At 62.6% G+C, this 17,403-nt stretch carries 17 protein-coding genes; 5 read left to right on the top strand and 12 right to left on the bottom strand.

The features are described from left to right. The first annotated feature begins 17 nt into the window (after positions 1–17). Both priA and AAIL66_RS19550 read left to right on the top strand, forming a co-directional pair. Positions 18–2,219 carry a primosomal protein N' gene (gene priA / locus AAIL66_RS19555; protein ID WP_343497531.1) on the top strand — a complete coding sequence of 734 codons (2,202 nt, stop codon included), beginning with the start codon at positions 18–20 and terminating at the stop codon, positions 2,217–2,219. A gap of 195 nt (positions 2,220–2,414) precedes the next feature. Then, the gene (locus tag AAIL66_RS19550) at positions 2,415–3,536 is read left to right on the top strand and encodes an asparaginase (RefSeq protein ID WP_045840183.1); all 1,122 of its coding nucleotides are present in this window, start codon (positions 2,415–2,417) and stop codon (positions 3,534–3,536) included. 187 nt (positions 3,537–3,723) lie between these two features. On the opposite strand, the gene AAIL66_RS19545 is transcribed toward AAIL66_RS19550, so the two are convergent. The 5 genes from AAIL66_RS19545 to AAIL66_RS19525 form a co-directional block, all read right to left on the bottom strand. Continuing rightward, positions 3,724–4,674, bottom strand: a complete 951-nt coding sequence (locus AAIL66_RS19545; RefSeq protein ID WP_034378058.1) for an AEC family transporter — start codon at positions 4,672–4,674, stop codon at positions 3,724–3,726. Between the two features lie 127 nt (positions 4,675–4,801). Then, positions 4,802–5,161, bottom strand: a complete 360-nt coding sequence (locus AAIL66_RS19540) for a hypothetical protein (RefSeq protein WP_003065585.1) — start codon at positions 5,159–5,161, stop codon at positions 4,802–4,804. 84 nt (positions 5,162–5,245) lie between these two features. Beyond that, positions 5,246–5,647: a roadblock/LC7 domain-containing protein gene (locus AAIL66_RS19535; RefSeq protein ID WP_034393644.1), complete on the bottom strand. Its 402-nt coding sequence runs from the start codon at positions 5,645–5,647 to the stop codon at positions 5,246–5,248. Continuing rightward, a complete protein-coding gene (locus AAIL66_RS19530; protein WP_034393641.1) occupies positions 5,644–6,210 on the bottom strand; it encodes a GTPase in 567 nt (188 codons plus the stop codon). Before AAIL66_RS19530 ends, AAIL66_RS19535 begins: the two co-directional genes overlap by 4 nt. Continuing rightward, a complete protein-coding gene (locus tag AAIL66_RS19525) occupies positions 6,207–6,995 on the bottom strand; it encodes a hypothetical protein (RefSeq protein WP_193751157.1) in 789 nt (262 codons plus the stop codon). Before AAIL66_RS19525 ends, AAIL66_RS19530 begins: the two co-directional genes overlap by 4 nt. A 229-nt stretch (positions 6,996–7,224) precedes the next feature. Between AAIL66_RS19525 and AAIL66_RS19520 the strand changes: the two genes are divergently transcribed. The 3 genes from AAIL66_RS19520 (at position 7,225) to AAIL66_RS19510 (ending at position 10,988) form a co-directional block, all read left to right on the top strand. Beyond that, positions 7,225–9,297, top strand: a complete 2,073-nt coding sequence (locus tag AAIL66_RS19520) for a UvrD-helicase domain-containing protein (RefSeq protein ID WP_343497530.1) — start codon at positions 7,225–7,227, stop codon at positions 9,295–9,297. Positions 9,298–9,411: 114 nt separating this feature from the next. Then, complete coding sequence (locus AAIL66_RS19515) at positions 9,412–9,735, top strand: hypothetical protein (RefSeq protein ID WP_343497529.1); 324 nt, start codon at positions 9,412–9,414, stop codon at positions 9,733–9,735. A gap of 50 nt (positions 9,736–9,785) precedes the next feature. Next, on the top strand, positions 9,786–10,988 hold the full coding sequence (locus tag AAIL66_RS19510; protein WP_343497528.1) for a phospholipase A: 1,203 nt from the start codon (positions 9,786–9,788) through the stop codon (positions 10,986–10,988). A gap of 38 nt (positions 10,989–11,026) precedes the next feature. Here AAIL66_RS19510 and AAIL66_RS19505 read toward each other — a convergent pair whose 3' ends face one another. The 7 genes from AAIL66_RS19505 to AAIL66_RS19475 all read right to left on the bottom strand — a co-directional run bounded on the left by AAIL66_RS19505 (position 11,027) and on the right by AAIL66_RS19475 (position 17,287). Continuing rightward, positions 11,027–11,698: a GDSL-type esterase/lipase family protein gene (locus tag AAIL66_RS19505; protein WP_343497527.1), complete on the bottom strand. Its 672-nt coding sequence runs from the start codon at positions 11,696–11,698 to the stop codon at positions 11,027–11,029. Between the two features lie 179 nt (positions 11,699–11,877). After that, a complete protein-coding gene (locus AAIL66_RS19500) occupies positions 11,878–12,270 on the bottom strand; it encodes a RidA family protein (RefSeq protein ID WP_012836821.1) in 393 nt (130 codons plus the stop codon). 2 nt (positions 12,271–12,272) lie between these two features. After that, positions 12,273–12,734 carry a thioesterase family protein gene (locus AAIL66_RS19495; RefSeq protein ID WP_003065610.1) on the bottom strand — a complete coding sequence of 154 codons (462 nt, stop codon included), beginning with the start codon at positions 12,732–12,734 and terminating at the stop codon, positions 12,273–12,275. Positions 12,735–12,811: 77 nt separating this feature from the next. Next, on the bottom strand, positions 12,812–14,422 hold the full coding sequence (locus tag AAIL66_RS19490; protein WP_034353026.1) for a benzoate-CoA ligase family protein: 1,611 nt from the start codon (positions 14,420–14,422) through the stop codon (positions 12,812–12,814). 53 nt (positions 14,423–14,475) lie between these two features. Continuing rightward, positions 14,476–15,639 carry an acyl-CoA dehydrogenase family protein gene (locus tag AAIL66_RS19485; protein ID WP_343497526.1) on the bottom strand — a complete coding sequence of 388 codons (1,164 nt, stop codon included), beginning with the start codon at positions 15,637–15,639 and terminating at the stop codon, positions 14,476–14,478. Position 15,640: 1 nt separating this feature from the next. After that, on the bottom strand, positions 15,641–16,495 hold the full coding sequence (locus tag AAIL66_RS19480; RefSeq protein ID WP_034353019.1) for an enoyl-CoA hydratase family protein: 855 nt from the start codon (positions 16,493–16,495) through the stop codon (positions 15,641–15,643). A 21-nt stretch (positions 16,496–16,516) separates the two neighbouring features. Continuing rightward, positions 16,517–17,287, bottom strand: coding sequence for an SDR family NAD(P)-dependent oxidoreductase (locus AAIL66_RS19475; RefSeq protein ID WP_343497525.1), 771 nt, complete (start codon positions 17,285–17,287; stop codon positions 16,517–16,519). Between the last annotated feature and the right edge of the window lie 116 nt (positions 17,288–17,403).

Below are 17,403 nucleotides of genomic sequence, written 5' to 3'. Positions count from 1 at the left end.
TCCCCTGATCCAACTCCATGTCCCATATCGTTTACGTTGCCGTCCAGACCCCTGCCCACAGCGCCGTAGGTGATCTGTTGAGCTACGTTAGCGATGCATGGCTGGAGCCCGGCAGCTTGGCGCGCGTTCCTCTGGGAAAAAGAGAGTTGCTGGGTGTGGTCTGGGATACGCCCGCCGCCCCCGAAGCCATTCCAGACGGGGTGGAACTGCGCAGCATTGCCGGCCTGCTGCAGGGCATAGAACCGCTGAACCAACCCTGGCGACGCCTGGTGGCTTTTGCCGCGCACTATTACCAGCGCAGCTTGGGCGAGATCGCCGTCACCGCCTTGCCGCCTCAGTTGCGCGATATGTCGCCCGAACAGCTGGCACGGCGGCTGGCTCCGCCCAAGACAGCCAAGCCGCCAGCCGGCAAGCGCAAGAAGACACAAGCCGCTGAAGCAGCACAAGCGAGCTCCGAGACGATGGCTCACACACCGGACGCCAGCAGCGCAACGCCTCTGCTCGCCCTCAGTGCCGAACAATCGGCGGTCTTCGAGCAAATTGAGCAAAACCCCGGCCCGTTCCTGCTCTACGGCAGCACTGGCAGCGGCAAGACCGAGGTTTATCTGCGTGCAGTGCAAGCCGTGCTGGATGCCAACCCGGAGGCTCAAGCCCTGGTGATGGTGCCCGAGATCAACCTCACGCCTCAGCTGGAAGAGCGATTTGTCGCCCGCTTCGTGCCTCAGTACGGCAAGGACGCCGTAGTCAGCATGCACAGCGGCATGACCAACCCGCAGCGTCTCAAAAGCTGGCTGGCCGCTCACACGGGCCGCGCCCGCATCGTGCTGGGTACGCGCATGGCTATTTTTGCCAGCGTGCCGCAACTGGCGCTGATCGTAGTCGACGAGGAACATGACGCCAGCTACAAGCAGCAGGAGGGCGCACGCTATTCGGCACGCGATCTGGCCATCTGGCGCGGGCGCGATACCGGCGCCAAGGTCATACTGGGCAGCGCCACGCCATCGCTGGAGAGCTGGCATGCCTCGGAACCCGATGTCGGCCGCTACCTGCGCCTGCATATGCCCAGCCGTATCGGCGCGGCCAGCATTGGCGCGGCCGGCTCAGGCGCGGCCAGCCTTCCCAGGGTGAGAATGGTGGACATGGGCCAGCAGCCCAAACGCGCCGTGTTCTCGCTTCCGCTGATCGAGGCCATCACCGAGCGCGTCAAACGTGGCGAGCAAAGCCTGATTCTGCTCAACCGCCGCGGCTTTGCCCCCGTGCTGTTTTGCGCCGACTGCAACTGGAAGAGCGACTGCCCCCATTGCAGCGCTCACCAAGTCTTTCACAAGGGCGACCGCACGCTGCGCTGCCACCACTGCGGCTTTACCCAGCGCGTGCCGTTTGCCTGCCCCAGCTGCGGCAACCCCGACATCCTGCCGCTTGGCAAAGGCACGGAGCAATTGCAGGAAGAGCTGGAGCGGCTGCTGCGCAATGTGCAGCGCCCCGACGGCAATCCGGCCCGCGTGGCGCGCATCGACGCCGACACCACCAAAGCCAAGGGCAGCCTGGAGCAGCAGCTGGCCCAGGTGCATGCCGGCGATGTGGATGTGCTGGTAGGCACCCAGATGGTGGCCAAGGGCCATGACTTTCGGCGCATCACGCTGGTGGCGGCCGTGCAACCCGACAGCGCGCTGTACTCCAGCGACTATCGCGCCCCGGAGCGGCTGTTCTGCCTGCTGATGCAGGCCGCCGGGCGTGCCGGGCGCGACGCGCAATATGTGCAGGCACAGGGCAGCCATCCAGAGATGTGGATCCAGAGCCACGACCCGCAAAACGCCGTCTACACCGCACTGCGCAAGCATGACTACCCGGCGTTCGCCAGGCAGCAACTCAAGGAACGGCTGGATGCCGGCATGCCGCCCTATGCCTTTCAGGCCATAGTCCGGGCCGATGCACGCATCCAGGAAGCTGCCCAGGCTTTTCTGAATGCCGCCACCCAGGTCGCCAGAGAGGCCAAGCTGCCTTATCTGGACGAAGTGTTCATCTACCCGCCCATCCCCATGGCGGTGCAGCGCGTGGCCAATGTGGAGCGCGCCCAGATGCTGCTGGAAGCCGGCAACCGCAGCGCCCTGCTGCGCTTTCTCAATGCCTGGCAGCAGTATCTGCACTGGCTGCGCACGCTGCCCGAGCACAGGCCGCTGGTGCGCTGGCTGGTGGATGTGGATCCGCTCAGCATCTAAAGTCGTCTGAAATTTAAGGTTTTTAGCTCTTTAGCCCTTTACCCATAAGCGCTGACAGCTATCAATTTATATAAACCGCAGGCGCTTGGCAAATCCATCGGGATTTGCGCGAATGGGCAAGCCGGCATGGCTATTGCATGGTGTGAGGCTCGGCTCCACAAGAGGCCGTTTCATTCAATCACGGAGCACTACTTCATGCAAAAACAAGTCTTCCGCCAGAGCTTGCTGGCCGCCACCATTGCCGTTCTGGGCATTCTGTCCGTCCCCGGCGCAGCTCTGGCTCAGGATGCATCGCCTGCGGCCGCGCAGGCGGCCAAGGCGCAGACAGCCAAGCCCAATGTGGTGGTGCTGGCCACGGGCGGCACGATTGCGGGTGCCGGTGCCTCGACCGTCAACAGCGCCACCTACACGGCCGCCAAGGTACCTGTGGACAAGTTGCTGGCCGGCCTGCCCGAGCTGGCCCAGATCGCCAATGTGCGCGGCGAGCAGGTGTTCCAGATCGCTTCCGAGAGCTTCACCAACGACAATCTGCTGACCCTGGCTAAGCGCGTCTCGCAACTGGCCAAGCAGTCCGATGTGGACGGCATCGTCATCACCCACGGCACGGACACGCTGGCCGAGACGGCCTACTTCCTGAGCCTGACCGTGCACACCGACAAGCCCATTGCCGTGGTCGGCAGCATGCGTCCGGGCACGGCCCTGTCCGCCGATGGCGCACTGAACCTGGTCAATGCCGTCAGCGTGGCAGGCTCCAAGGACGCCCGGGGCAAGGGCGTCTTCGTCACCATGAATGACGAGATCAACACCGCCCGCGATGTGAACAAGGACATCAACATCCAGACTGGTGCCTTCAAGAGCCAGTGGGGTCCGCTGGGCATGGTGGTCGAGGGCAAGAACTACTGGTTCCGCGCGCCCGTCAAGCGCCACACCATGAACTCCGAGTTCAATATCGACAACATCGACAAGCTGCCTCAGGTGGACATCGTCTATGCCTACGGCAGCGTTCAGCCCACGGCCGTAAATGCCCTAGTCGATGCCGGCGCCAAGGCCATCGTCCATGCCGGCACCGGCAATGGCTCGGTGGCCGACCGCATGGTCAAGCCGCTGCAGGATGCACGCGGCAAGGGCGTGCTCATCGTGCGTTCGGCACGCGTGCCCTACGGCTTTGTGCTGCGCAATGCCGAGCAGCCCGACGACAAGTACGACTGGGTGGTCGCCCACGACATGCGCCCCGAAAAAGCACGCCTGCTGACCATGCTGGCGCTGACCAAGGGCGCCAACACCAAGGAACTGCAGCGGATGTTCTGGGAGTATTGATCAACTCCCCCTGAGGCGCTGACGCGCCTTCCCCCTCTCTCGCTACGCGGGAGGGGGACGACAGCCTCGCTGCGGGGCGGCCCTTGCTCGCTGTCTCTTTCGCAAGGGATCTGCATAAGCACGGGGGTTAAAAGCATGAAAAGCGGTTTGCGCAGGCTGGTCTTGCGCAAGCCGCTCTTGTTTTTGATCAGGTCATCAGCGCCACGGCGGCGGAGAAGCTGAGGAAGGCCAGGCTGGTCGACACCAGGATGATGCGCGCCACGCGACCGCTGTGGGCGCCGTAGCGCTCGGTCAGCAGCGACACATTGCTGGCGGACGGCAGGGCCGCCAGCAGCACCAGCACCACCAGGGTTTCGTGCTGAAGCCCCAGTCCCAGGGAGATCGCTGCCAGTCCGACGGCCCAGACCAGCAAGGGATGGACGACAAGCTTGGCCAGCGCGATCGGTACATAGTCGCGCACGGCGACGCGTTCGTGGCTGTTCATCTGCGAGCGGGCCAACACGGCGCCTATGGTGAACAAGGCCACCGGCGAAGCCGCTGCGGCCAGCATGGCCACGGTCTTGTCCACCGGGCCGGGCAATACCCAACCCATGGCAGAGGCCAGGCCGCCCAGCAGAATCGACCAGGGCATGGGATTGGACGCCATGCCCTTGAGCGAATTGCGCACTGCCAGCCAGATTCCTTGCCCTCCCGCCAGATCGAGCCGCGACAGCGCAATGCAGGCCGAGGTGGTGATGACCATGTCGATGGCCATGGTCACGATCACCGGCCCCGCACTCTGCGCGCCCAGCAGCGCCGCCAGCATGGGAACGCCCATGAAGCCGGTGTTGGGGAAAGCAGCGACCAGTGCACCGAATGCTGCATCGTTCCAGCCCAGGCGTGCGCGTGTCAGCAGCACGGTCGTGCCCACCATCAGCGCCGCACAGAGCAGATAGACCAGGATGACGTTGATGTCGAGCAGCTGATGAATCGGTGTCTGCGCGCCAAAGCGGTACAGCATGCAGGGCAGTGCGAAGTACAGCACAAAGGCATTGAGGCCGGGGATGGACGCCTGGGGCAGGATGCCGCGCCATGTGGCGGCAAAACCGCAAGCCACCAGCGCAAAGAAGGGAAAGGTGATGAGTAGAACGGACAACACGCACAAATTGTGACAGCGCCCGACCCCAACCCCCTCACGGCCTGCGATGAAAATTTTTCAGTGCAGACCTACCCAAAAACAAAGCCTGCGCAAGGCAGGCTGCTGTGACGGATACAAGGACAGCACGTCAGAGCTTGAGTTCCTTTTCCACATCTGCAGTCTTGCGGCGCGCCAGCGCCAGGTTGGCACGAGCCTTGTCCAGCACCAGATAAAAGAACACGCCGTCATTGGCGGCCACGGGACGGATGATGTGATATTGCTTGCCCAGAGTGATCAGTATGTCGTCGATCTGGTCGTTGAGATTGAGCATGCGCATGGTCTTGATCTTGGCACGCACGACCTCGGTGTTGCCGGCCGCGGCCAGCTCCATGTCCACGCCGCCGCCGACGCTGCCCATCAGCATGCCGCTTGCGCTGTCCACGAGAGCGCCACAGACAGCACCGTCTGCGGTCATCAGAGCGTTCAGAGAATCCTGGATAGAGGCCATAAATCCACCTTTTGAAAAGCAAGACAAGGAACTCGTGCGACGGATGCGCACCCACTCAGACTCAGAACTCCAGTGAACCTGTGATCAAGAGGGCAGGTACCCTGTGGCAACCTCACCGGCCGCCCAGAGCGCACGACCCAGCAAGGCGTTCTGATCCACCACCAGACAGAGAACGGCCGGGAAGGAGCCGTTCACCGCCTGGAAGACCACCGTGCCCGACTCCGTCTCGAAGGTCAGGCGCTTGCAATCCCTGTGTCCGATCTCATTGGCCACAGCCTTGGCCATGGCCATGAGCGAGCCTGCCATGGCCGACAGTCGTTCGGTCGGCAGATCGCTGCGAATGCGCAGCGCTGAAATCTCGAAACCGTCAGGGGTACAGAGCAAGGCGATGTGGACGCCCGCCACCGGGGAAACCACGCGCGCCAGGATTTCCCGACCTGCCTCCACGGCATGTGGCGGAATCACGAGAGAGTTATGGGTCTTCATAGAGTCTGACTTTGCAAGGACAGCAGCGATGCCAGCACGCTCAGGGCATCCAGCATCTGCTGGCGATCACGTGGATCAGCCTCAACAAGCGGGGTGAGGTCATGGCCTTTGGCAACCAGGGCGGAGCTGAATGCCTCCAGCCTTGCTCCGCTGGCGGGACGGCAACTGAGAATGACCATCAAAGGTGCCTGGTCCAGCTCTGCGATCCCCGTCAGCATCTCGCAGGCGTAGTCCACCGCGCCCGCATCGTTGACGTCCACCATCAGCAGCGCTCCCACCGATGCAGAAAGCACCCAGCGGCGCACGAAATCAAAACGATCCTGACCGGGGCTGCCTACCAGCTGCAGTCGCTCGCCAGAGCCCAGGTCGATCTCGCCAAACTCCGCCCCTACCGTGGTGAACTCCTTGCTGTGCGTCACCTTGTCCAGGTTGCGCACATCGCTGCCTGCCATGAATTCCCCGCACAGGCTGCGCAGCGCCGTGGTCTTGCCCACGCCCATGGGCCCCAGCAGACTCACCCGCAGCAGGCCCAGGCCGGGCTGCATGGGCATGAAAGATGTCATGTACGTCCTCCACGGGTAATCCAGCCCGTCAGCCTGCTGAGCCATTGACGCGTCACGGATGCGGCTGGCTGCTTCTGGGTAATTGATTTCTGCGCAGCGGAGGGGTCCTCGGAGCCGCGCAGACTACAGCGCAGGACTGCCTGAATCTGAGGCAGGGACAGCAGGGTCGATAGTTGCGACATCTCAATGCCGGCGTGCTCGGCCAGCGATCTGGCATCGATAGGCCCACGCGCGAGCAGCGCCAGCGCACGCATGTTCTGCGCGCTGTTGACGCTGCCAGGCAAGGCGACCCAGGATTTGATTTGAAAGCAATGCGTACAGTCGACTCCCTGCGACTGAAGCTCTTGCAAGGCACGCTGCAGCGGCAGGGGCTCACCGGCCCTGTGCCGGGCTCTCCAGTCCATGAGGAAAACCGCGGCACGGTCAAGCATGTCGATCAGGTCGGACAGCGTGAAGTCCACATCAAGATGTACTGCCCAGCCCTGGGAAGAACGCCCCAGCGGCTGCATGGCCGGCTCGCCGCCGAGATAGACCACGCAAGGAGCTCTCGCCTCGGCCCTGGCCAGCAGGCTCTCCAGCCCTTCGATCACCAGCACTTCGGCCGCATGGCGCGGAACCTGACGCCAGCCGGAAAGCGACTTGCGCGCGGCCACGGCGAACAGCGCTTCAAAGCGCTGCTGCACGGCAGGCGTCCAAAGTTCTGCGGCCAAGCTCACTTCACCGATGGTTCTCGCCATGCACAACACCCTGAGGGTTGAGGAAAAGACAATGAATCCCTCAACCATCGAAAATTCGCTGGCGCTGTCGGGATCAAGGCCGGACACGATGCAATCTTCACGCTACAAAACTAACATCTTATTACAACAATTATTCAGATAACAGGAGAGTGCACGTGTAGGTGAAACGCTCGCTGAGTCCCTGATTTTTGTCAGTTGTGAACGCTGTCATCAGGGCTCTTCACAGCGAAGCGGTATGCTCCCAGTCCTTGTTTTTGATGATGGGTCACTCTGCTTCATGTCTGCTGGTCTCAACCTCGCTCAGCTCCAGGCCGTGCATTACACCGAAGGTCCATGCCTTGTTCTGGCAGGCGCCGGCTCGGGCAAGACCCGTGTGATTACGCACAAGATAGGCCGTCTGATCGAAACCGGTCTGGCGCCGCGCCGCATTGCCGCTATCACTTTTACCAACAAGGCCGCCGCCGAAATGCGCGAACGCGCCGCCGGTCTGATCGGCCGCCAGGCCAAGGAGGTGCTGATCTGCACTTTCCACTCGCTGGGCGTGCGCATGGTTCGCGAGGACGGCCACATTCTCGGTCTCAAGCCCCAGTTCAGCATTCTGGACACCGACGACGTCACCGGCATCCTCAAGGACTGTGCGGGCGGCACCACCGATGTGGCGACGGCTCGCCAGTGGCAGTGGACCATCAGCGGCTGGAAGAATCAGGGCTGGGACAGCCGCAAGGCCCTGGCCATGGCGCAGGACGACAACGAACGCAGCACCGCTCTCATCATGCAGCGCTATGAAGAGCGCCTGACCGCCTACCAGAGCGTGGACTTCGACGACCTGATCGGCATGCCCATGCGACTGCTGCGTGGCCACCCCGAGGTGCGCGAGAAATGGCAACGCCTGCTGGGCCATGTGCTGGTGGACGAGTACCAGGACACCAATGCCACGCAGTACGAGCTGCTCAAATTCCTGGTGGGCGAGCGCGCTCACTTCACGGCGGTGGGCGACGACGATCAGTCGATCTACGGCTGGCGCGGCGCCACGCTGGACAATCTCAAGAAGCTGCCCGTGGACTTTCCGCAGCTCAAGGTCATCAAGCTGGAGCAGAACTACCGCTCCACCAGCGCCATTTTGCGAGCGGCCAACAATGTGATCGGCCCCAACCCCAAGCTGTTTCCCAAGACACTGTTTTCGGAACTCGGCGAGGGCGAACCCGTGCGCATCGTCGACTGCGACACCGAAGAGCATGAGGCCGAGCGCGCCGTGGCCCGCATTCAGGGCCTGCGCGCCAATATGAACCCGCAGCCCGCGTGGAAGGACTTCGCTATCCTCTACCGCGCCAACCACCAGGCCAAGCCCTTCGAGAAGGCGCTGCGCAAGGCCAATATCCCCTACAAGGTTTCAGGCGGCACCAGCTTTTTCGACCGCGCCGAGATCAAGGACCTGTGCGCCTGGTTCCGTCTCTGGATCAACAACGACGACGACCCGGCGTTTCTGCGCTCCATAGGCACGCCCAAGCGCGGCATCGGCCACACCACGCTGGGCAAGCTCGGGGAATTCTCTGCCGCGCACAAGCTCAGCATGTTCGGCTCGCTGTTCAATGCCATGCTGGAGGAGGCGCTGCCGCGCAAGGCCTTCGAGAGCCTGCTGGAATTCGGCCGCTATATCAACGACCTGGAATACCGCGCCCGCCACACCCTGGGGTTTGAGGCCTCGCGCGGCTTTCTGATCGACTGGCTCAAGGAAATTGGCTACGAACAGTATCTGTATGACAGCGAAGACAGCGAGTCTGTCGCTGCCGCGCGCTGGAGCAATGTGCTGGAGTTCTGCGACTGGATGGCCCAGCGTGCTGGCGGCCAGATAGAAGATGCTGCAGGCACCAGCACCCAGACCGAGGTCAAGAGCCTGCTGGAGGTCTCGCAGAACATCGCCCTGCTCTCCACCATCAGCGAACGCGAGAAGGAGCAGGACATGGTCGTGCTCTCCACCCTCCACGCTTCCAAGGGTCTGGAATGGCCCCATGTCATGCAGGTCGGCGTGACCGAGGGCATGCTGCCATTCAAGCTGGACGATGACGACGGCAAGCAGCAGCAGGTCAGCGATGAAACGGCAGCACGGCTGCAGGAAGAGCGCCGCCTGATGTATGTGGGCATCACCCGCGCCCAGCGCACGCTGGCCGTGAGCTGGACCAAGCGCCGCAAAAAGGGCCGTGAGATGGTGGCCTGCCAACCCAGCCGCTTCATCAAGGAGATGGGCCTCGATGCGGCCACGGCCAAGGAAGACCCGCGCGAGAAGCTGCGCAAGCTGCGCGAAGAATTTGCCGCGCGCAAGAACCAGGCGGCGCCAGGCGCCGCCAACTGATGACTCCACATGACTTTGAGATCTTTGATTTTCATAGCTGCCAGCACTTTCTCCATAACAGCTTGCGCGCAGTTTGACTCCAAGCCTGTCAGCACTTGTGCGCGAGACTGGCAGATGAGCGACAAGCAGTTGCAAGGGGAATGGGTGGGTTCCGTCGCCGGCAGTGAGGGAACCGCCCTCATGGTGCTGGGCCCGCATCCCGAATGGCAAGGCAATGTCAAAGGCAGCGTCAGCCGCCTGGGCAGCAACCATCCCATGGTGGGCGATGTGAACGAGGGCACGGTCACGCTTGAAGAAAGCGCAGACGGCTCACGCATCACCGGCACCTGGCTGGGCGAGGTGGTCAAGGGCAGCTGCGGTACAGAAATTCACGGCAGTTACCAGGAGGGAGAAAATGTTCCACCACGTGCGTTCATCATGCGCAAGGTCCGACCCTGAGCAGGGCTGGGTGTTGCCAACCGCAACCGGCCTGTGCATTGATTGATCCCATGAGTATTCGCTTTTTCACCCCGCATCCCCTGACCCTGAGCATCGGCCTGGCGCTGGTCGGCAGCTTGAACCCAGTTACCGCCAACAGCGCAGAACTACCCTCCCCCGAAAGCTGGCAGCAATGCGCAGCCACCACCAGCAACACCGACCGTCTGGCATGTTTCGACGCCTGGGCAGTCAAGCAAAGCCCGGCTGTTGCGCCACCCGCTACCAGCTGGAGTTCCCCAGCGGCCAGCACACAAGCAGCACCGGATCCTGCCTCGGCAAACCACGCCACGCCAGCCAGCTCAGCGACGGCGAGCACAGCCGGCGCCGACAGCGGCCTGGGTCTCTCGCCTACCAACGGCGGCTGTCGCGATCCTCGCTACACCGAGGTCTCGCGCTACTACGAACTGGAGCCCGGCACGGACTGCGGCACCTTCAACTTCCGCGGCTACCGCCCCATGTCCGTTTCCGTGGTCGTGGGCGACGAGGTCAATCAGCAACCCTATTCGCCCAGCCGCGGCCTGACGACCGAGCAGCCATACCAGAAGCACGAGATGCGCCTGCAGCTCTCGGCCCGCACCAAGATTGCTTCCGGCCTGCTGACCGGCCCCACTTCGACGGGCAAGGATTCGCTGTGGTTCGGCTATACCCAGCAGTCCTACTGGCAACTGTTCAACGGCGATATCTCGCGGCCCTTCCGCACCACCGACCACGAGCCCGAGGTGTTCTATGTCTACCCGACGGACGCCCAGCTGCCGCTGGGCTGGCGCTGGCGCTACTCGGGCATAGGCATAGCTCATCAGTCGAACGGCCAGAGCAACCCGCTGTCGCGCAGCTGGAACCGCTGGTATCTGATGACCGGGGCCGAGCTGGGCAACCGCTGGCAGCTGCATCTGAAAGCCTGGCAGCGCATGAAGGAGAGCGCGCTTGAGGACGACAACCCCCATATCCAGGACTACATCGGTCGTGGTGAAGTCAAGCTGGGCTGGAACGTCAACGAGCAGAACTATCTGGGCCTGACTGCACGCGGCTCGCTGGGCCAGGGCAAGGGATCCGGTCGTATCGAGTGGCTGCGCACCCTGGGCGAAGGCTGGAACGGCGGCAAGAGCAATCTGCGCCTGCATGTTCAGCTGTTCAGCGGCTATGGCGACAGCCTGGTCGACTACAACAACAAGCGCACGGTACTCAGCGTGGGCCTGAGCCTGCTGGACTTCTGAAGCCGGCCTGGTCCGCAGCCGCTGGGCCGAGCCGTGATTTACGCCAGAAAGCCAGAAGCCCGGGCCTGAGCCACCAGCAACTCGGTAAACCGCGCATAGCCTGCTGCATTGGCATGTACCTGATCGGCGCGCAAGGCACTATTGCCCAGCACCTCGCTCCAGGCATCGGCCAACAATGCCACCCGGTTGTCCTTGGCCAAGGTTTGGTAGATGGAGTGATCCTTCATGCGCCCCGTCAACGCTGCACTCAGGCTCAGCTCCGGCACGGCCACCAGCAGCACGGGCGTCGCCCTGGCTTTGCACAGCTGCAGCATGCGCGTGATCTCGCCTTGCACAACTTGCTCGCTCCTGCGCTGCAGCCAGTCGTTGCCACCGGCGCACAGAATCGCCAACGATGGCCCGTGCTCATCGAGCAGCCCCGGCAGACGGTCCGCAATCTGTTTGCTGGTCTCGCCCGAAACACCGGCATTCACCACCTTCCAGCCCGTGCGCTCGGCCAGCAGGGTGGGGTAGCCGGCATCTGCATTGGCGCCAACACCTTGTGTCAAGGAGTCTCCAAGCGCCAACACGGTAGCCCCGGCAGGAACGGCTGCGGCCTTGGGTGTCTTCTTGCCACAGGCACTTAGCAGCATGGCGCCCCCCGTCAGCAATGCTGCGGCACGCATGCCTTGAAGAACATGGCGTCGGTACGGGTCAAATATCGGCTTCATGGCATCTCACAAAACAGCGGGCTTGCAACGGCTGGAGGGTAGCTCCTTGGGCGCGAGGATAGCTCGGCCTCCGCTGCCCCAATGCAAACCGCGCTGCACAACGGTAAAACTGCAAAGCAGCAGCCGTAAAAAAACCGCTGCGCCCAAGGCCCAGCGGCTATGCGTGCCCAGATTGCCAATCAGTCGGGCACGACTGCAGTCACCTCGATCTCCACCTTGGCCCGGTCCTCGATCAAGGCGGCCACCTGCACGGCCGTCATGGCCACGCTGAATGAGCCGATCAGCTCGCGATAGGCCTTGCCGATCTCGGCCTGCTGCGCCAGATACTCCTTCTTGTCGGTGATATACCAGGTCATGCGCACGATATGCTCGGGCCTGGCTCCACCGGCCTGCAGCACCTCGACGATATTGTGCAGGGCCTGTCTGGCCTGCGCCGCGAGGTCGTCAGTATGAAACCGGCCTTCGGCGTCCCAGCCTATCATGCCGGCCACATAGATCTGGCGGCCGCTGACGGCCACGCCATTCGCATATCCCTTGGGCCGGGGCCAGCCCGGAGGCAGCAGTACTTGCATGTTCAGCTCCTGTTTTCTGTTGGATTGGATGAACTTTGCCAACGCTCGATTGCGTGGCGGATATGTTGCGGCGCAGTGATGGCCTGATGGGTTTGAAGACTGGTGAAGACCAGCACTTTCTGCGCCGTCACGCGCAGCTGTCCCTCAGGACCTGTGCAATCCACATCGAGCGTCAGCGAACGATTGCCCAGCTTGGCAACCGACAGGCCCAGACTCACGGTTTCACCCATGCGGGTGATGGCACGAAAGTCGCACTCCAGATGCACGATGGGCAGGCCCACCTTGTCCTTGTGCAGCATGTCCGCATAGCTCAGGCCCAGCGCCTGGTTGAACCAGTCTTCGACCAGCCCGTTGAACAGCACCAGATATTGGGGAAAGAAGATGATGCCCGCCGGATCGCAGTGCGCAAAACGAATCGGCACCTGCGTCACAAAGCGTTTTGAAGCCATTGCCACTTCATTCATACCCAAACAATTCCTTCAGCAAAATCTGCCTGCAGCGCTTTTCAATCAGGCGCATGCAGCTTTTAAAAACATAGCAATCAGGTTTGATGCAGGCGAAAGCGCTGCAACTTGCCCGTGGCCGTGCGCGGCAGCTGATCGACGAACTGTACGGCCCGTGGATATTTGTAGGGAGCGACCCGGCTCTTCACAAAATCCTGCAGCTCCATGACCATGGCATCGCTGGCCACATGGCCGGCACGCAGCACCACAAAGGCCTTGACGATCTGGCCTCGCTCGCTGTCGGCCACGCCAATCACCGCGCATTCAGCCACAGAACCGTGCTGCATCAGGGCCTCTTCGACTTCGGGTGCAGCGATGTTGTATCCGGCCGAGATGATCATGTCGTCGGTGCGTGCCTGATAAACGAAATAGCCGTCGACATCCATCAGATAGGCATCGCCCGTCAGATTCCAGCCCCGGCTCACATACTTGGTCTGACGACTGTCGTTGAGATAGCGGCATCCCGTTGGTCCCTGCACGGCCAGCCTGCCCACGGTGCCGGGCGGTACCTCGACCCCCGCATCATCCACCACCTTGGCACGATAGCCGGGCACGGCCTTGCCGGTGGCACCGGGACGAGCCTCCTCTTCGCGGTGCGAGATGAAGATGTGCAGCATCTCGGTAGAACCGATGCCGTCAATGATTTCAATACCGGTCGCCTCCTTCCACAGCGCGCGTGTGGAGGCGGTCAAGGCCTCGCCCGCCGACACGCATTTGCGCAGCCGGGTGCGGCGGATGCGTTCGCCCTGCTGGGCCATCACACGGTAGGACGTGGGCGCCGTGAACACCACACTGGCACCAAATCGCTCAATGCCATCGACCAATTGCACGGGGCCGGCTTTCTCCAGCAAGGCCATGCTGGCCCCGATGGACATAGGGAACAGCACCTGCCCACCCAGCCCGAAAGTGAATGCCAGCGGAGGACTGCCTATGAACACATCGTCGGCATTGGCACGCAGCGTATGCACGGGCCAGCAGGCGCAGACCGCCATCACATCGCGATGAAAATGCATGGTGGCCTTGGGCACGCCCGTGGTGCCCGAGGTGAAGCCCAGCAGGCAGGTATCGGTCGCTGCAGTTTCCACGGCCTGGAAGTCATCGCCCACCTGCTCCATCAGGCGCTCCAGTGCATCGGCTTCCACACTGTTGAAATAGCGCACGGCCTTGAGCGTGCTGGTTTTTTCCTGCGCACCCTGCACCTCGGTGCGCAGCGCCGCATCGCACAGCGCATGGCTGATCTGCGCTATGTCGATGATGGTGGACAGCTCCTTGGCCCGCAACAGCGGCATGGCGGCCACGGCAATGCCCCCGGCCTTGATGACGCCAAACCAGCAGGCCACCATCATGGGATTGTTGGGTGCGCACAGCAACACGCGGTTGCCCGGCTGCAGTCCCAGCTCCTGCGTCAGCACATTGGCGATGCGATTGGCCTTGAGCTGCAGATCCGCATAGCTCCAGCGCAGGCCTTCGGCCTGAATGCACAAACGGTCGCCGCGCCCCTCGCTCACATGTCTATCCAGCAGCTCCACGGCACAGTTCAGGCGCTCGGGGAACCTCAGCTCGGGCAGCTCGAAAATGAACTCGGGCTGCTGCTCGGGCGGTGGCAGGTTGTCGGCAGCAAAGGTATCGATATGCGCGGTGTAAGACATGATTCCGATCTTTCAGGCGAAAACAGGATCAAACGCTTGATACAAAAGCGCCATCAGCTATGACTTTTGATAAGGTCACGCCCAATGATGAGCTGCTGCACCTCGGTCGCGCCTTCGTAGATGCGCAGGGCGCGAATCTCCCGGTAAAGGCGCTCCACAGGCTGCTCGCTGACCACGCCCAGGCCGCCCCAGATCTGCACGGCGGCATCGATCACCTGCTGGGCGTTTTCCGTCGCCGTCATCTTGGCCATGGCGGCCTCCCGTGTCACGTTCTCGCCCTGGTCACGCAACCAGGCTGCGCGATAGGTCAGCAGCGCCGCACTGTCGATCTGCGTGGCCATCTGCGCCAGCTTGGCCTGGGTGAGCTGAAAATCAGCCAGCACGCCACCGAACATCTTGCGGCTGGTCGCGCGCTGCAATGCCTCATCCATGGCACGACGCGCAAAGCCCAACGATGCGGCGGCCACCGAGGTGCGGAACACATCGAGCGTGCGCATCGCCACCTTGAAGCCCTCGCCGGCCGCGCCCACGAGCTGGGCGACAGGCACGCGGCAGTTCGAAAACTTCAAACGCGCCAGCGGGTGTGGCGCGATAACGTTGATACGCTCGGCAATCTCAAAGCCCGGGGTGCCGGCCTCCACAATCAGTGCCGACAGACCACGCGAACCCGCAGCCTCGCCGGTACGCACAAAAACGACATAGAAGTCGGCAATGCCTCCGTTGGAAATCCAGGTCTTCTCGCCGTTGATGACATAGTGATCACCTTCCAGCCTGGCCTCGCAGGCCATGGCCGCCACGTCCGAGCCGGCGTCGGGCTCTGACAGCGCAAAGGCTGAGATCGCATCGCCCCTGGCCACCAGGCTCAGATAGCGTTTTTTCTGCTCTTCGCTGCCCGCCAAAGAGATCGCCCCCGAGCCCAGGCCCTGCATGGCAAACGCAAAGTCGGCCAGCCCGCTATGACGCGCCAGCGTCTCCCGGATCAGGCAGATGGCTCTGGTGTCGATCTGCTCTCCTGCGCCGCCGTAGGCCGTACCCGCAACCGCATGCCGCAGCCAGCCGGCTTCGCCCAGGGCCTTGACCAGTTGCCGGCATTCGGCATCCACATCGGGGCCATGGGAATGCGCAATGTTCTGCCTGGCCCAGGCATCCAGCGACTGGGCCAGACGAGCGTGATGGGCTTCAAAAAAAGGCCACTTCAGATAGCTGGTGTCTGCCATATCAGTTTCCTTGAAAGACTGGCTTTTGCTTGGCCACGAACGCGTGATAGGCACGCGAGAAATCCTCGGTCAGCATGCACAGTGCCTGGGCCTGGGCTTCGGCTTCGATGGCCTGCTCAATCGTCATGGCCCATTCCTGGTGCAGCATGGTCTTTGTGATGCCGTTGGCAAAGCTGGGCCCGGCGGCCAGATCGGCGGCCAGCTTCTGCGCATCGGCCAGCAAGCTCTCGGGTTCACACAGACGGTTGAGGAAGCCCCAGCGTTCACCCTCCTCGCCGCCCAGGCTGCGTCCCGTATAGAGCAACTCACTCGCACGGCCCTGACCAATGATGCGCGGCAGCATGGCGCAGGCCCCCATGTCGCAGCCCGCCAGCCCCACGCGGTTGAACAGGAACGCGGTCTTGCTGCGCGCAGTGCCAAGGCGCATGTCCGAGGCCATGGCCATGATGGCCCCAGCCCCCGCGCACACGCCATCGACTGCCGCAATGATAGGCTGCGGACAGGCTCGCATGGTCTTGACCAGTTCGCCCGTCATGCGGGTGAACATCAAAAGCTCGGGGGCCTTGAGCGCGACCAGCGGACCGATGATTTCGTGCACATCACCGCCCGAGCAGAAGTTGCCGCCCGCGCCGACCAGCACCACGGCCTTTACATCCTGCGCCCACTTGAGCTGGTGAAACAGGTCGCGCAGCTCGGCGTAGGAATCAAACGTCAGCGGATTCTTGCGCTCCGGACGATTGAGAGTGATGGTTGCCACGCCAGCCTGCACCTGCCACTGGAAATGCGTGGCCCTATAGCCCGCCAGCTGCTTGTGATTGCCAGCTTGCAGCGCTGGATCGATTGCATATTCGCTCATGTCTGTCTCCAAAAATCCGGTTCACATGACTTCGCCACCAGCGACGGCTATGGCTTGCCCGGTAATACTTGATGCGCCTCGCCCACATAGCCACAGCACGGCGTCCGCCACCTCGTGCGGCTGTACCAGGCGGCCTTGGGGGTTGGATTTGACGAACTCGGCCATTGCCTGCTCTGGTGTGCGACCGGTCTTGGCTACGACGCGGTCAATGCTGGTTTTGACAATCTCTGTTTCGGTATAGCCGGGGCAGACGGCGTTGACGGTGATCCCGGTCTTGGCGTACTCCAGCGCCAGGGCTCGTGTCAGGCCCACCACGCCATGCTTGGCCGCCACATAGGCTGCGACATAGGCATAGCCCACCAAACCAGCCGTGCTGGCCACATTGACGATACGTCCCCAGCCCGTAGCGGACATGGCCGGCAGCACTTGCTGGATGCAGTGCATGGTGCCACTCAGGTTGACGGCCAGCATCTGCTGCCAATGCGCGGCATCCATCTTCATGAACGGTGCACTGCCGGCCTGACCTGCGTTGTTGATCAGGATACTGATGGCACCTTGCGCAGCCACTGCCTTCTCAAACGCCGTTTTCACCTGTGCTTCATCCGCCACATCGGCCAGCACCATCCGGCATTGACCGGGATGTTCTTCCACCAGTTTTTGCAGCGGCTCGGCGCGACGCCCCAGCACCGTGACGCGAGCGCCCTGCGCCAGCAACTGGCGTGCAATCGCCTCGCCAATGCCCTGGCCCGCGCCTGTCACCAGCGCATGTTGATCGTTCCGATCGCCTGTCATTGAGTTCTCCATCGCTCACGAAACTGGCGCGAACCGCCCCTCGGACACCAAGGAAGAGCCGCCCCACGCCACGGGTGTCGCCCCCTCCCATAGCGCGCAGCGTGTGGAGAGTGGGG

The organism is Comamonas sp. F1-6, assembly GCF_039581415.1.
GTDB lineage: Bacteria > Pseudomonadota > Gammaproteobacteria > Burkholderiales > Burkholderiaceae_C > Comamonas > Comamonas thiooxydans.
Note: the sequence above shows the minus strand (reverse complement) of the source record. Positions and strands in the feature narration are given on the sequence as shown.